At 40.4% G+C, this 14,338-nt stretch carries 14 protein-coding genes and 1 pseudogene; 11 read left to right on the top strand and 4 right to left on the bottom strand.

Annotated features, from left to right (window positions below; translation table 11 throughout):
• The first annotated feature begins 21 nt into the window (after window positions 1–21).
• The 10 genes from EUBREC_RS07790 (at window position 22) to EUBREC_RS07745 (ending at window position 8,074) form a co-directional block, all read left to right on the top strand.
• Window positions 22–1,134: an FtsW/RodA/SpoVE family cell cycle protein gene (locus EUBREC_RS07790; RefSeq protein ID WP_012742581.1), complete on the top strand. Its 1,113-nt coding sequence runs from the start codon at window positions 22–24 to the stop codon at window positions 1,132–1,134.
• An 11-nt stretch (window positions 1,135–1,145) separates the two neighbouring features.
• Complete coding sequence (locus EUBREC_RS07785; protein WP_012742580.1) at window positions 1,146–1,541, top strand: methylglyoxal synthase; 396 nt, start codon at window positions 1,146–1,148, stop codon at window positions 1,539–1,541.
• Complete coding sequence (locus EUBREC_RS07780) at window positions 1,525–2,496, top strand: D-alanyl-D-alanine carboxypeptidase family protein (RefSeq protein ID WP_306719264.1); 972 nt, start codon at window positions 1,525–1,527, stop codon at window positions 2,494–2,496. The genes EUBREC_RS07785 and EUBREC_RS07780 overlap by 17 nt, the downstream gene beginning before the upstream one ends.
• A gap of 95 nt (window positions 2,497–2,591) precedes the next feature.
• The gene (locus EUBREC_RS07775; protein ID WP_012742578.1) at window positions 2,592–3,014 is read left to right on the top strand and encodes a hypothetical protein; all 423 of its coding nucleotides are present in this window, start codon (window positions 2,592–2,594) and stop codon (window positions 3,012–3,014) included.
• A gap of 53 nt (window positions 3,015–3,067) precedes the next feature.
• Entirely contained in the window at window positions 3,068–4,456 is a 1,389-nt protein-coding gene (locus EUBREC_RS07770; RefSeq protein WP_012742577.1) for a biotin/lipoyl attachment domain-containing protein, read from the top strand.
• Between the two features lie 48 nt (window positions 4,457–4,504).
• On the top strand, window positions 4,505–5,203 hold the full coding sequence (locus EUBREC_RS07765; protein ID WP_041254569.1) for a YggS family pyridoxal phosphate-dependent enzyme: 699 nt from the start codon (window positions 4,505–4,507) through the stop codon (window positions 5,201–5,203).
• Window positions 5,204–5,252: 49 nt separating this feature from the next.
• Complete coding sequence (locus EUBREC_RS07760; protein ID WP_012742575.1) at window positions 5,253–5,795, top strand: cell division protein SepF; 543 nt, start codon at window positions 5,253–5,255, stop codon at window positions 5,793–5,795.
• A 19-nt stretch (window positions 5,796–5,814) separates the two neighbouring features.
• Entirely contained in the window at window positions 5,815–6,411 is a 597-nt protein-coding gene (locus tag EUBREC_RS07755; protein WP_012742574.1) for a signal peptidase II, read from the top strand.
• A gap of 32 nt (window positions 6,412–6,443) precedes the next feature.
• Window positions 6,444–7,382 carry an RluA family pseudouridine synthase gene (locus tag EUBREC_RS07750; RefSeq protein WP_012742573.1) on the top strand — a complete coding sequence of 313 codons (939 nt, stop codon included), beginning with the start codon at window positions 6,444–6,446 and terminating at the stop codon, window positions 7,380–7,382.
• A gap of 56 nt (window positions 7,383–7,438) precedes the next feature.
• Window positions 7,439–8,074, top strand: a complete 636-nt coding sequence (locus EUBREC_RS07745) for a cytidylate kinase-like family protein (RefSeq protein ID WP_012742572.1) — start codon at window positions 7,439–7,441, stop codon at window positions 8,072–8,074.
• A gap of 848 nt (window positions 8,075–8,922) precedes the next feature.
• Here EUBREC_RS07745 and EUBREC_RS07740 read toward each other — a convergent pair.
• Both EUBREC_RS07740 and EUBREC_RS07735 read right to left on the bottom strand, forming a co-directional pair.
• Window positions 8,923–10,677, bottom strand: coding sequence for a 1-deoxy-D-xylulose-5-phosphate synthase (locus tag EUBREC_RS07740; protein ID WP_012742568.1), 1,755 nt, complete (start codon window positions 10,675–10,677; stop codon window positions 8,923–8,925).
• Window positions 10,678–10,693: 16 nt separating this feature from the next.
• A complete protein-coding gene (locus tag EUBREC_RS07735) occupies window positions 10,694–10,858 on the bottom strand; it encodes a hypothetical protein (RefSeq protein ID WP_012742567.1) in 165 nt (54 codons plus the stop codon).
• 176 nt (window positions 10,859–11,034) lie between these two features.
• Between EUBREC_RS07735 and EUBREC_RS07730 the strand changes: the two genes are divergently transcribed.
• Window positions 11,035–12,057, top strand: a complete 1,023-nt coding sequence (locus EUBREC_RS07730) for an alpha-hydroxy-acid oxidizing protein (RefSeq protein WP_012742566.1) — start codon at window positions 11,035–11,037, stop codon at window positions 12,055–12,057.
• Window positions 12,058–12,087: 30 nt separating this feature from the next.
• Here EUBREC_RS07730 and EUBREC_RS18290 read toward each other — a convergent pair.
• Both EUBREC_RS18290 and EUBREC_RS07720 read right to left on the bottom strand, forming a co-directional pair.
• Window positions 12,088–12,637: pseudogene (locus EUBREC_RS18290) on the bottom strand (AEC family transporter).
• Window positions 12,638–12,706: 69 nt separating this feature from the next.
• Entirely contained in the window at window positions 12,707–14,260 is a 1,554-nt protein-coding gene (locus EUBREC_RS07720; protein WP_012742563.1) for an ABC-F family ATP-binding cassette domain-containing protein, read from the bottom strand.
• Window positions 14,261–14,338 lie beyond the last annotated feature (78 nt).

Here is a 14,338-nt window from a genome sequence, read left to right as displayed (position 1 = left end):
TAACAGATAGGAAGTAACAAAATGCTCAAACAGTACAGACTAAAGAATTATCACTTTCAATTAGTAGTATACATAATAGCTTTGTCGATTATAGGCATCCTGCTGATAGGCAGTGCCAAGCACTCCGTACAAAGCAAGCAGATAATAGGCTTTGTAATGGGACTGACTATTATGATAGTGCTTTCCCTTATAGATTACACATTTCTGCTCAAATTCGTGTGGATATACTATGCCGGAATGATTGTGCTGTTGTTGCTTGTTCTATTTGCAGGTGATGATGCAAAGGGTGCACAGCGCTGGTTTGAGATCGCAGGTATCAGATTCCAACCGTCAGAGATTGCGAAAATTATACTTATTTTGTTTTTTGCTTATTTCTTTTCCAGGTTTGAGGATTGTATAAATACAGTAAGAACTCTGGTATTATCTGTAATTTTTGCCGGTATCCCTTTATTCCTTATCTTAAAGCAGCCGGACAACTCAACGACAATTCTTACTGCATTAATTTTCGCTACCCTCTTGTTTATTAGCGGATTAAGTTATAAAATAATAATGCCGGTACTTGGAGTTTCAGTACCGATAGTTTTGATAGTGATAAGCTATATATATACACATGCCGATGCACTCATCAAAAAAGGCTTTTACCCTGCTACACGTATAATGTCGTGGCTCGACCCGACAAATTACGCTGATACAGCAGCACAGCAAAGGAACTCTATCTGGGCTATAGGCTCAGGACAGTTGTTTGGCAAGGGACTTAACAACTCTGTTGTAACCTCTATGAAGAACACCAACTACATCATAGAGCCTCAAACAGATTTTATATTTGCTGTTGCCGGAGAGGAGCTTGGCTTTATTGGTACAATCAGTATAATAATTCTTTTGCTTCTTATCGTAATTGAGTGTATACTTATAGCAAGGAAGGCAAAGGACACAAGTGGAAAGCTCATATGCTGTGGCATGGGAGCACTTATAGGCTTTCAGGCCTTTATCAATTTGTGCGTAGCCACAGGTCTTATGCCCAATACCGGTATGACTCTTCCATTTGTCAGTTATGGACTTACGTCACTTGTTTCACTGTACATGGGAATGGGAATTGTCCTGAATGTTGGATTACAGCCGAAGAAATATTCATAGGGAGGTTAGCAATGAACATAGGATTAGTTGCACATGATTCAAAGAAAAAACTGATGCAGAACTTCTGCATAGCATACAGAGGTATCTTAAGCAAAAATAATTTGTACGCCACAGGCACCACAGGACGTCTGATAGAGGAGGTTGCAAACCTCTCAGTACACAAATATCTTGCAGGACACTTAGGAGGCATCCAGCAGCTTGGAGCACAGATTGAGCACAATGACATAGATCTTGTCATCTTTCTGCGTGATCCATTAAAGCCTAAGCCACACGAGCCTGAGGTAAACAGTATTTTCCGTATTTGTGATGAGCATAATATACCACTTGCCACCAATCTGGCTACAGCAGAGCTGCTCATTTTATCATTGGACAGAGGAGATCTTGACTGGCGTGAGATGTACAAGTAAACAAAGAATTAAACGACTGCTATGTCTGACATGCATAGCAGCGGTTTTTATGACCGGCTGTGGTACAAAGATTGAGAATGCATATGATACTTATTCCACAGATTATATAAATGGATATAACGGAAGTAATTATTTTGCGTCCAACCTTTGCGTCACAAATGATGTCAATTTTGGTCAGGACAATATGCAGTTTGCAAAAACCGCAGAGGGAGCCGGAGCCTTTAATATTGACACTCATCAGGTGCTGTATAGCCAGAATCTGTTTGAAAAACTCTATCCTGCAAGCACTACAAAGATTTTAACTGCATACATAATTCTTAAAAACTGTGATTTAAATGCGACAGTCACAGTAAGCCATGACGCTGCAAACCCGGGTCATTCATCATCGGTATGTGGCCTAAAGGAGGGCGATGTCATTACCGTGCAGGACTTATTGTATGGGCTCTTACTTGAGAGTGGCAATGATGCGGCAATAGCACTGGCAGAGTACTGCAGTGGTTCTGCAGAAGAATTTGCCAAGCTGATGAACAGCACTGCAAAAAGTTTTGGTGCCACAAACAGCAATTTTGTCAACCCAAGTGGTCTTCCTGATGAAAATCATTACACTACCATATATGACATGTACCTCATTTTTTCCAATGCCATATCCTTAGAGAGCTTTGTTGCAATCATCAGTTCACAGACCCATGATGCGGCATATACAAATGCCCAGGGCGCGGCTGTTTCAAAGACCTTTAAGAATACCTGCGGCTATCTGACCGGAGCATATACAGCTCCTGAAAACGTCACAGTGACAGGAGGAAAGACAGGCACTACGGGGGAGGCAGGCCATTGCCTCGTACTGCTAAGCCAGAATGCTAAAAATGAGCGCATCATAAGCATAGTTTACAAGGCAGATGGTAAAAAGGATCTTTATAGCTTCATGAATGAAATACTTAGTGGATTTGCTAATTAAATATTGAGTTTTATGGTTATTTATACTATAATAATATAAAAATACAATTATTTTTTATTAATAATCACAATATTTATCCATAGGAGGAATGAGCCATGATAGAAATTATTTGTGGAGACAAGGGCAAGGGCAAGACAAAAGAGCTGTTAGACAAGGTAAATTCATCAATTAAGGGAAATGAGGGTTCCATAGTTTTTCTTGATAAGAGCCAGAAGCACATGTATGAGCTTAATAACCAGGTTCGACTAATCAATGTTATGGACTATCCTATTGACAATTGTGATGAATTTTTAGGATTTATATGCGGAATCATATCGCAGGATCATGATCTGGAGGAGATGTATTTAGACAGCTTCCTTACAATTGCATCACTTGATGATGAGGGGGATATCACCAAGGCAATCGAAAAGCTTGATATAATCAGCGAGAAGTTTAAGGTGAAGTTCATCTTAAGTGTTTCAAGGAATATTGACAAGTTGCCTGAATGTGCCAAGGCAAAGGTTATCATTTCTTTATAAATGATTAATTATGGGGATGTGTATTTCACATCCCTTTTTTAAGGAGTAAAATTGTGTCCCAAAAGAATAAAAAAGTACTGAAATATCACACAGGCTTTAATCTGAATATCGGTTTTATAGTGTTTTTTGTAATAATAATCTATGTGATTTTTCACATATTTACGTATTTCACCTCAAACCCGGTATCTGAATACGAGGTACAACAGGGTACTATAGCGACCAACAACATATATAAGGGCATGATAATCCGCGAGGAAAGTGTAGTGTATGCTGAGGAATCAGGAAACCTCAACTACTTTGTGTCAAACGGCTCAAAGGTTGCAACAAGTGATGTTGTCTACTCTGTTGATACAGACGGCTCCATTGCAACCCAGATTACCGGTGCTCAAAATGATGCTTCCGCCATCACTGACGAGGCTGCCGGGCAGATTATCACTGACATAAACAGCTTTTCATCCGGCTACAACAGACGATACTTTTCAAAGGTTTATACCTTTAAAAACGATCTTTCTGCACAGCTGACACAGGTTCTCAGTCAAAATGCACTGACAAGCCTGGCAGATACTATCAGTACTGCTGAGGCTAACAACACCTTCTATACATATAAGCCGACAGCTCCCGGAATAGTCTATTACGGGATAGACGGCTATGAGGATGTCACTACAGACAGCTTCACTCTGGATCAGTACAACAACACTAATTATGAAGAGACTGATTTAACCGACAACAGCACCATCAATCAGCTGGATCCTGTTTATAAGCTGATTACAAGTGAGAACTGGAATATACTCATAAATGTTCCTGACAATGTTGCCAAGAGCCTGAATGACAAGTCAGTCATAAAAATCAGATTCTGCGATGATGACTATACAACCACGGTATCGTTCAGCCTTTTGAAGAAGGATGATGCTTTTTTCCTGAAGCTGAATATGAAAAACTCGCTCATCCGCTATATAAATGAGCGTTTTACCAATATAGAGCTCGTGCTTGGAACAGACACAGGGCTTAAAATACCTAATTCAGCTATAACCAAAAAGGAATTTTTCACTATTCCTAAGGATTATTTCACTGCAAGCGGCGATTCCGATGATTCGTCACTCATGATAAAGGATAAAAGCAGTGGCTCAGTTAATATAGTCAGTCCAACAATATTCAGCCAGAATGATGACTTTTATTTCGTAGATGATGAATATCTTAAGGACGGCGATATCATTGTCAAGCCTGATTCTTCGTCAACCTACAGGGTTGGAACAGATAAGGACAAGCTCACAGGTGTCTACAATATCAACAAAGGATACGCTGTGTTTAAGCAGATAAAGGTACTTGCATCAAACGATGACTACACAATTGTAGAAGCCAAAACGCCATATGGCATTTCGCTTTATGACCATATAGCCTTGGATGGCAAATCCGTGAAGGAAAACCAGACCATAACCAAATAATTATTGGTAATAAATATTATTGAAAAATATACAGAAAGGGCAGATTTTATGTTAAAAGACAACTTACATCAGGTTCAGCAAAATATAAAGGCCGCATGTGACAGAGCTCACAGAAACTATAGTGATGTCACACTAATTGCAGTCAGCAAAACCAAACCTGTTGAGATGCTCAGTGAGATATACGATGAGGGCATCCGTGAGTTCGGCGAGAATAAGGTACAGGAAATGTGTGAAAAGATGGAGGTTATGCCAAAAGATATTCACTGGCACATGATTGGGCATCTTCAGACCAACAAGGTGAAGTATATAGTTGGAAAAACATCACTTATTCACTCTGTAGATTCACTGCATCTGGCAAAGGAGATACAAAAGCAGGCCATAAAGCATGACTGCAGCTGCGACATACTGGTTGAGGTCAATATAGCAGGAGAGGAATCTAAGTTTGGCACATCACAAGATGAGGCTATCTCCTTAGTTGAAGAAATTGCTAAACTGGACCATATCCATATAAAAGGACTTATGACTATAGCACCATTTGTAGATGATCCTGAGGATAACAGACAATACTTTAGAGATATTAAGCAATTATCAGTTGACATAGCACAGAAAAACATAGATAATGTCAGTATGAATGTTCTGTCCATGGGTATGACAGGAGATTACACAGTAGCAATAGAAGAGGGCGCAACAATGGTACGTGTCGGTACCGGAATATTTGGAGAGCGCGACTACAGCAATGCTAACTGATACTTTTCATATGCTATACACAAAATAAAAATAGAAAAGGAATATAGAAATGAGTTTCATAGATAAGATTCTTGACAAAATGAGTTTGAATTCTGAGGACGATGAGGAGTTCGATAACGAGGATTATTACCTCGATGATGAGGAAGAAGAAGAGCTTCCAAGAAATCCTTTCCGTAGAAAAAAAGAGGCTGTTGAAGAGGAAACGGCCATAAAAAGCACAAGGCGTGATACAACACCAAAGGAGAAGCCTGTTAAGACTACATCCAAGATTACACCAATATCAAAATCATCCAGAAAGCAGGTAGCATCAGACATGGAAGTTTGCGTAATAAAACCAAGTTCAATTGAAGACGAAATAGAAATAACAGACACATTACTTAACGGACGTACAGTCGTCATCAACATGGAGGGACTTAATGTCGATGTGGCACAGCGCATCATAGATTTCACATCAGGCTCAGCATATGCCCTGCACGGTAATCTGCAGAAGATATCCAACTTTATCTTCATCGCCACACCACACGGAGTAGATATCTCAGGAGATATCCAGAGTCTCATGGATTCATTTGATCTCCCGGGTTCATCTTATTAAGCGGAGTCTCTGATCAGCTATGAAGAAAAATAAAACAAAAAAACAGATGTGTACAGCAGGCATCATTGCATTGATTCTTGTAGCAATTGACCAGCTTACAAAGTATCTGGCTGTTATAAACCTAAAGCAATCATCCACGGGTGTGTTTGTTCTCATTCCGGGAGTTTTCGAGTTCAGATACCTGGAAAACCAGAGTGCTGCATTTGGTGTTGATCTGCTTTCAATAATACAGAATATCTTTCATTTTACATATTGGTCTGAGAATCCATTGGCATTTTTGCGTGCCAAAATGATTTTTTTCTCAGTGATTACCATTGCAGTTGTTATACTTTTGTGTGTATGGTATCGCAAAATACCTGTCTCAAAACGTTTTAGACTGCTGAATGTTGTTGTAATACTGTTTGTTGCAGGTGCACTCGGCAATCTGATAGACCGTATTGTAAATAACTATGTGGTTGATTTCTTTTATTTTAGCCTGATTAATTTTCCGATATTCAATGTAGCTGATATATATGTCACTGTAGCGGCATTTATGTTTATCATACTCGGGCTGTTTTACTACAAGGAGGAGGATTTTTCCTTAATCTTCCCTGACAAAAAGCATGAAAATAGATAAAGAAAATAAACAAAAAAAGAGAAAGCTTCACTATGAATAGAGATACATTTGAAGTCCAGAGTGAACAGGAGGGAGAACGACTGGATAAATACTTAAGCAGCATTTATCCGGATATTTCTCGCTCCTTTTTTCAACGGATACTAAAAGAAAATCAAATACTGGTCAATGATAAGCCCCAGAAAGCAAATTACAGGCTAAAGACTGATGACATAGTAGATGTCACAATTCCTGATGCCGTACAGACACCTATTCTGCCACAGGACATTCCTCTTGACATACTCTACGAGGATGATGACGTACTGGTAGTCAACAAGCCAAAGGGCATGGTTGTACACCCATCAGCCGGGCATTACAGCGATACTCTTGTAAATGCCATAATGTACCACTGCAAGGACTCTTTAAGTGGTATAAACGGCGAAATACGGCCCGGTATAGTACATCGCATAGATATGGACACCACCGGCTCCCTTATTGTCTGCAAGAACGATGAAAGCCATATAAAGATATCAGAACAGATAAAGGACCATAGCTGCAACCGTATATACGTGGGCATTGTCTGTGGCAATGTAAAGGATGACGAGGGCACCATAGAGGGCGCCATAGGCAGAAATCCCAATGACCGCAAGAAAATGGCGATCAATGAGAAAAACGGAAAGCCGGCTGTCACACATTATAAGGTGCTTGAACGCTTTGGTGACTACACATATATGCAGTTTAAGCTTGAGACCGGCAGGACACACCAGATACGCGTGCATATGGCAAGTATTAATCATCCCTTGCTTGGAGATATGCTGTATTCCAGCTATTCCCCGACGAAAAACCGCTTCAAAGGCCTTGAAGGACAGTGCCTGCATGCAAAAACAATAGGGTTTGTGCACCCAAAAACCGGTGAATACATGGAATTTGATGCACCTTTACCAAAATACTTTGCCAATTTGCTTGAAGTGTTATATAATATAAATAACAAATAAATTGAATTATCACATAGTGATATAGTATTAATTATTTATATAAGGGGGTCTGAATTATGGGATCAAACGAAATTTACACAATAGGAAGAGAATTTGGAAGCCTCGGAAAACAGGTCGGACAAGAATTAGCTAAAAGACTTGGAATTAAATTTTATGATAAAGAGCTCTTACAGAAGGCAGCTAAGGAATCAGGACTTTGCGAGGAAATATTTGAGTCGCATGACGAAAAGCCTACAAACAGCTTTTTATATTCGCTGGTCATGGACACCTACACAGGTGGCTCTTATTCCACAGCACCATTTCTTGATATGCCTCTGAATCACAAGGTATTTTTAGCACAGTTTGATGCTATCAAAAAGATTGCGGCAAATGAATCCTGTGTTATTGTAGGCCGCTGTGCAGATTATGCTTTAGCAGACGAGCCGCATTGTCTCAATATCTTCATACGTTCCAACATGGACGACAGAATTAAAAGAATAAGTGAAAGACTCAATGTCCCGGAGAACAAGGCTAAAGACATAATTAAGAAAAAAGATAAAGAGCGCTCAAGCTATTACAATTACTACACCAGTAAAAAATGGGGAGACGCAAGAAGCTATGATTTGTGCCTGAACACAAGCCAGATATCAGTTGAGGACTCAATCGAGCTTATACTTAAATACAGGGAATGCATGAGAAATCACAATAAATAATTGCATAATAAGTAATTGTATTGTTGTATAGAAAAACTATAGATATAAAGCCATCGGAGCTGATACAAATAGAGGTTTCGGTGGCTTATTCTTGTATTATTATAAAAGGTATCATCGATGCATGCTTCGATGATACCTTTTGACCCTTTAATCATAATATTGTTGTACGTATCGAAATTGCAGGTATTATGCAAAAAATAAGCAGATGTATGTTTTTGTTGTAGTACTTTAATACTTTTATAAGGTCATTTATTCGTTAAACTTAGATTTAGCGAATAAATGTGTGCCGCAAAAAAATAGTACCGCTCCGCTTGCAGTACATACCTCGTCCTTTAATACACTGCTTCCTTTGTCAATGTCTGTTAATGACTGGAATTTTCCACATCTGTTATTTTTCAGATATTTTATATTATTATACACAAAAAGACGGTTGAAAAATTATCCGTCTTATATTATAATCGAGATAAAGAAAGAGTTGATCGGATATAAAACTTCCGATTGCCTCAGTAGATAAAAATCTTAATTAAGAAATAGCACTACTTTGGTCGGTGGGTGCTATTTTCTTTTATTGTGTCCATCTATGTATGCCAGTGCAGTAAAGATTACAAGCAACAAAGTTAATACTTCCATTGTGTTCATGATTACCACGCCTCCTCTCCATCCGGACATAAACAGCATGTCCTTCTGTACTAGGGGCAACCGAAAAATCACACCCGACTCTTTCCCTATTCGATTATGAAGGTATTATAACAGATTGTGAAGCTCATCTCAATTACAAGCTTTGAAATTTCTATAAAAAAGACGGTTGAAAAATCAGCCGTCTTTTATATTTGAAATTTATGATTTTATTATAAAATAGATAACACATCCTCCACAATCTGCTCTGCAGTCAGATGATTCTCCTTCAGTACAGCATCCACGTCATACCTGTCAAGAAATTCCTTCTTCAATCCATAATTCATCACTTTCATATTGCTTGCACCATAGAATCGTGCGATTTTTTCACCAAAGCCGCCATCTAAAATACCATCCTCTAAAGTAATAACAGTATCATGATTTTGCTTAAGCTTAGTCAAAAGCGCCTCATCCAATCCGGTGATGTAATACGGATTGATTACAGTTGCGTTGATTCCGGCTTCTTCTTTAAGAAGCTTCGCAGCCTCCTTTGCCAGTTCAAAGAAGGTTCCCAGACCGATAATCGCAATCTTTTCTCCTGTCTGAACCACCTCATATCTGTTGAGTCTGCCAAAATCCTTTGTCACCCTTGAACCATCTGAAATCATCGGTCCGCCCGGCAGCTTTATTGCAACCGGATAAGATGTCTGCTCCATACTCCAGTCGAGCATGGCCAGATACTCTTCCTTTGTTGCCGGTGCCAGATATACCAGATTTGGAATATTTGAAAGCATCGGAATATCCTGAAAGCCTAAGTGTGTAACGTCATTCATTCCATATACGGAACCCTGATATATTACCATTGTAATCGGACTGTTATTGATGCAGACATCCTGTGATACCTGGTCAAAGGTTCTCTGTACAAACGAACTGTATACACCATAAAATGGTTTACCACCATTTACTGCGATACCTGATGCCAGTGCCACTGCAGTCTCCTCTGCAATACCTACATCGACAAACTGACTGCCAGCCTCTTTTCTCTTATCTTCTGTAAATCCCATAACAGTCGGCGTACCGGAAGTAATTGCAACAACAGAAGAATCATTTTTCATCTTTTCAAGCAGATATTCACAGGTCACAGAAGAATAATCCTCTTCCACATTGTCAAATAGCGGCTTTCCTGTTTCTATATCGAATGGACCGCTGTAATGCCACTGCTCCTTGCATTTTTCTGCAGGGGCATAACCCTTGCCCTTAAGTGTGTTTATATGCACTACAACCGGTTTAGTGCTGTCCTTGACCTCTTTAAATGCCTTAATAAGAGCTGCAACATCGTTGCCCCTGTCCACATACACATAGTCAAGTCCCATAGCCTTAAACAGATTGCATTCTGTCTGACCGTCAGTCTTTCGAAGCAGAGCAAGATTCTGATAGAGACCTCCATGATTTTCAGCAATCGACATATCGTTGTCATTTACTATAATAATAAAATTGCTTTGAAGCTCAGCAGCAAAATCAAGTCCCTCAAGTGCTTCTCCTCCGCTTAATGAGCCGTCTCCGATGACAGCAATCACATTGCCGTTTTCACCCTTTAAGTTCCTTGCCTTTGCAAGACCTGCAGCCAGACTGACCGATGTTGATGTATGTCCGACTGTAAAAAAATCATGCTCGCTCTCGTTTGGATTTGTATAGCCTGACACATCATCATAGTGCTGTTCAGACAAATACGCTTCCTTACGCCCCGTAAGCATCTTATGAGGATAACTCTGGTGCGATACATCATAAACAATTTTATCCTTAGGTGATTCAAATACATAATGTAAAGCGATTGTCGCCTCTACCATTCCAAAATTCGGTCCAAAATGTCCGCCATGCTTACTTGCTCTTACCAAAAGGGCATCTCTTATCTCCTGCGCCAGCACCGGCAGTTCATCTATCTTAATTTTCTTTACATCTTCTGGTCCGTTAATTTTCTCAAGATACATATTATATTTTGTCCTCCTATTTGTCCCAGGTCAATTCACCTGTCTTTATCGCATTCTCGTATTTAGAAATTTTATACTGTAAGCGTTCCATCGTGTTTTCAATCTGTTTTTTCTGCTCATCAAGCTGCTCGTATTGCTCCTTGAGAAGCTGACACCTTGCTTCAAATGTGGCATCTCCCATCTGAAAAAGCCTGATATATTCTATAAGCGCCTCCTTTTTGATTGTTACAATGAAACTATATCACTTGGAGTCCACTCCAAGTCAAGAGCTTTTCATCTGTTTTGTATACATTAAAAAATTATCGTGTTATAATCTCAATAATAAAATTTAAAAAGATTTACACTTGGAGGAAAAATATGAACTATACAGAATGTATCGAAAATGCCAGACCACGTCTTGGAAAATACTGCAAGGCCTGTCCTGAATGCAACGGCCTCGCATGCAAAAACCAGATGCCCGGTCCCGGCTCAAAGGGCATCGGAGACACAGCCATACGCAACTACGACAAATGGAAACAAATCCGTGTAAACATGGATACTATTGCCGAAAATAAGCCCGTAGACACCTCTCTCTCACTCTTCGGCCGTACTTTTAAATATCCGGTATTTGCAGGTCCTGTAGGTGCAGTACAGCTGCACTACGGAGACTGTCTGGATGATGTGACATACAACGATATCCTCGTGTCAGCCTGTGCAAAGAACGGTATCGCAGCTTTCACAGGCGACGGAACTGACCCCAATGTCATGGTTGCAGCCACCAAAGCTATCAAAAATGCAGATGGTGCCGGAATACCTACCGTAAAGCCATGGAACATTGAGACCATACGTGAAAAAATGGAGCTGGTACATGAATCAGGCGCATTTGCAGTAGCTATGGATGTCGATGCAGCCGGTCTTCCATTCCTCAAAAATCTTGATCCGCCAGCCGGAAGCAAAACAGTTTCAGAGCTTTGCGATATCATACAGATGGCCGGAACCCCATTTATTGTAAAGGGAATTATGACCGTAAAGGGTGCGCTTAAAGCAAAAGAGGCAGGCGCAAGCGCTATTATTGTATCAAATCACGGTGGACGTGTGCTGGATCAGTGTCCTGCCACTGCTGAGGTGCTTGAAAGCATCGTAAAGGCTCTTGAAGGCTCAGGCATTAAGATTCTTGTAGATGGTGGCATCAGAAGCGGCACAGACGTCTTTAAAGCCCTTGCACTGGGTGCAGACGGAGTTCTTATCACAAGACCGTTTGTAACGGCTGTATACGGCGGTAAGGCCGATGGTGTACGTGCATACATAGACAAAATCGGTACAGAGCTTGAAGACACCATGAAGATGTGTGGTGTATCATCACTTGATGAAATCACAAGGGACTGTGTGATGACCTTCTAGTTTAAAAACAAGCTTCATGACTTTTCGTTTTTATATAAATTCTTCAAATAAAAGCACCATAACCGGCATCGTCACTACAGCACAAAGTGTTGTCACTACATTTATTGCGCTGGCATACCTTGAATCATTGCCATACACCTGACACATCTGTGTAACAGTCGATGCCGAAGGCGTAATAATCGCCAAGAAAACAATAAGCATAATCTTTGGCGCATCTGCAGAAAGATATGCCATATGGCTGATTTTAATAAGAATAAGCGATATCAACGGAACCAGAAGCATCCTGAGAAAGGTAACAAATATGGAAAAGCCTGCCCATAGCAGAAATGATAAACAGCAAAACTAACCGCAAAATCACCGATGCCACAAATGCAATCAAAAGACCTCTCACTGTTTTTGAAGTGTAATCCACCTGAAAGGCATTGATAATAACACACGGTATAATCAGATACAGCACAATCTTTGATAAAACCTTGCTGTCCTCATCCTTCACAATACCTGCTTTCACGATAATAAAACCCATTAAAATTATGATAAAAAGCTCTATTATCTGTTCCATTAAAAGTATACTGATATGCATAAAAATCATCTCCTGCTCTAAATATCTATGTCTTAAAAGGCATGCATATCTAATTCATAATTTATAAATCTATAATCTCGTAGTCCACTTTGAACAATCCCACACATCCGTCGCAAGCCCATCATAGAAATCCGGCTCGTGGCATACCATCAGTATGCTGCCCTTATATTCCTTTAAGGCACGCTTCAGCTCATCCTTAGCATCCACATCCAGATGGTTGGTAGGCTCATCCAGAAGCAGAATATTTGTCTCTCTGTTTATCAGCTTGCACAGGCGTACCTTTGCCTGTTCACCACCGCTTAACACACGCACCTGGCTTTCAATATGCTTTGTGGTCAGACCACACTTGGCAAGCGCGCTTCGCACCTCGTACTGCGAAAATGCAGGAAACTCGTTCCATATCTCCTCAATACATGTGGTTGTAACCGACTGATCCATCTCCTGCTCAAAGTACCCTATCTCCAGATAATCTCCAAGTGTAACACTTCCTGAAAGCGGCTTTATCAGCCCAAGAATACTCTTAAGCAATGTCGTCTTTCCGATGCCGTTTGCACCGGTAAGAACAATCTTTTGTCCCCTCTCCATCTCAAGGTCGAGAGCAGATGAAAGCGGATCATCATAGCCAATGACCAGTCCATTTGTCTGGAAAATATACCGACCCGGAGTACGCGCTGTCTTAAAGTTAAACTCCGGCTTTGGCTTTTCAGCAGCAAGCTCAATAACATCCATCTTGTCAAGCTTCTTCTGACGTGACATCGCCATATTCCTTGTAGCGACACGCGCCTTATTTCTCGCCACAAAATCCTTCAGCTCTTTAATCTCCTGCTGCTGTTTGTTGTACGCAGCCTCAAGCTGGGCTTTCTTCATCTCATAGACTTCCATAAATTTGTCATAATCCCCGACATACCTGTCGAGCTTCTTGTTGTCCATGTGATAGATGAGATTTACCACGCTGTTCAGAAACGGTATATCGTGAGAAATAAGAATAAACGCATTCTCATAATCGTTCAGATATCGCTTAAGCCACTCAATATGCTCTACGTCCAGATAGTTTGTAGGCTCATCCAAAAGCAGAATATCCGGCTTCTCCAAGAGGAGCTTTCCCATCAGCACTTTGGTTCTCTGACCACCGCTTAAATCGGTAACGTCTTTATCAAGCCCCAGGTCTAAAAGTCCAAGAGCCCTTGCAACCTCCTCAACCTTTGCATCAATCATATAGAAATCATGCATGGTAAGCATGTCCTGAATCGTGCCGGCTTCCTCCATCAGCTTATTCATCTCGTCCTCGTCCACATCGCCAAGACGCGCATATATGTCGTTCATCTCATTTTCCATATCATAAAGGAAATCAAATGCAGATGAAAGAACTGAGCCGATAGTCATACCCTTTTCAAGCGCTGTGTGCTGGTCTAGATAACCCACACGCACCTTCTTTGCCCACTCTATTTTGCCCTCATCAGGCATAAGCCTGCCTGTGATAATATTCATAAAAGTCGATTTTCCCTCACCGTTTGCACCGACAAGCCCTATGTGCTCTCCCTTCAACAGTCTGAAGGAAACATCCTCAAAAATAGCACGGTCGCCAAAACCATGGCTTAGGTGCTCTACGTTTAAAATACTCATGTATACCTCTCTTCAAGATTTTATTTCCCCAATATGGCATTTTCTTCAAGATTTTATTTTCCCAATATGGCACTTTCT

This window comes from Agathobacter rectalis ATCC 33656, assembly GCF_000020605.1.
Taxonomy (GTDB): domain Bacteria; phylum Bacillota; class Clostridia; order Lachnospirales; family Lachnospiraceae; genus Roseburia; species Roseburia rectalis.
Note: the sequence above shows the minus strand (reverse complement) of the source record. Positions and strands in the feature narration are given on the sequence as shown.

Coding starts and splice junctions, on each gene's coding strand:
- EUBREC_RS07790 (WP_012742581.1), top strand. CDS start 22: ATGCTCAAACAGTACAGACTAAAGAATTATCACTTTCAATTAGTAGTA.
- EUBREC_RS07785 (WP_012742580.1), top strand. CDS start 1,146: ATGAACATAGGATTAGTTGCACATGATTCAAAGAAAAAACTGATGCAG.
- EUBREC_RS07775 (WP_012742578.1), top strand. CDS start 2,592: ATGATAGAAATTATTTGTGGAGACAAGGGCAAGGGCAAGACAAAAGAG.
- EUBREC_RS07765 (WP_041254569.1), top strand. CDS start 4,505: ATGTTAAAAGACAACTTACATCAGGTTCAGCAAAATATAAAGGCCGCA.
- EUBREC_RS07760 (WP_012742575.1), top strand. CDS start 5,253: ATGAGTTTCATAGATAAGATTCTTGACAAAATGAGTTTGAATTCTGAG.
- EUBREC_RS07755 (WP_012742574.1), top strand. CDS start 5,815: ATGAAGAAAAATAAAACAAAAAAACAGATGTGTACAGCAGGCATCATT.
- EUBREC_RS07750 (WP_012742573.1), top strand. CDS start 6,444: ATGAATAGAGATACATTTGAAGTCCAGAGTGAACAGGAGGGAGAACGA.
- EUBREC_RS07745 (WP_012742572.1), top strand. CDS start 7,439: ATGGGATCAAACGAAATTTACACAATAGGAAGAGAATTTGGAAGCCTC.
- EUBREC_RS07740 (WP_012742568.1), bottom strand. CDS start 10,677: ATGTATCTTGAGAAAATTAACGGACCAGAAGATGTAAAGAAAATTAAG.
- EUBREC_RS07735 (WP_012742567.1), bottom strand. CDS start 10,858: ATGGGAGATGCCACATTTGAAGCAAGGTGTCAGCTTCTCAAGGAGCAA.
- EUBREC_RS07730 (WP_012742566.1), top strand. CDS start 11,035: ATGAACTATACAGAATGTATCGAAAATGCCAGACCACGTCTTGGAAAA.
- EUBREC_RS07720 (WP_012742563.1), bottom strand. CDS start 14,260: ATGAGTATTTTAAACGTAGAGCACCTAAGCCATGGTTTTGGCGACCGT.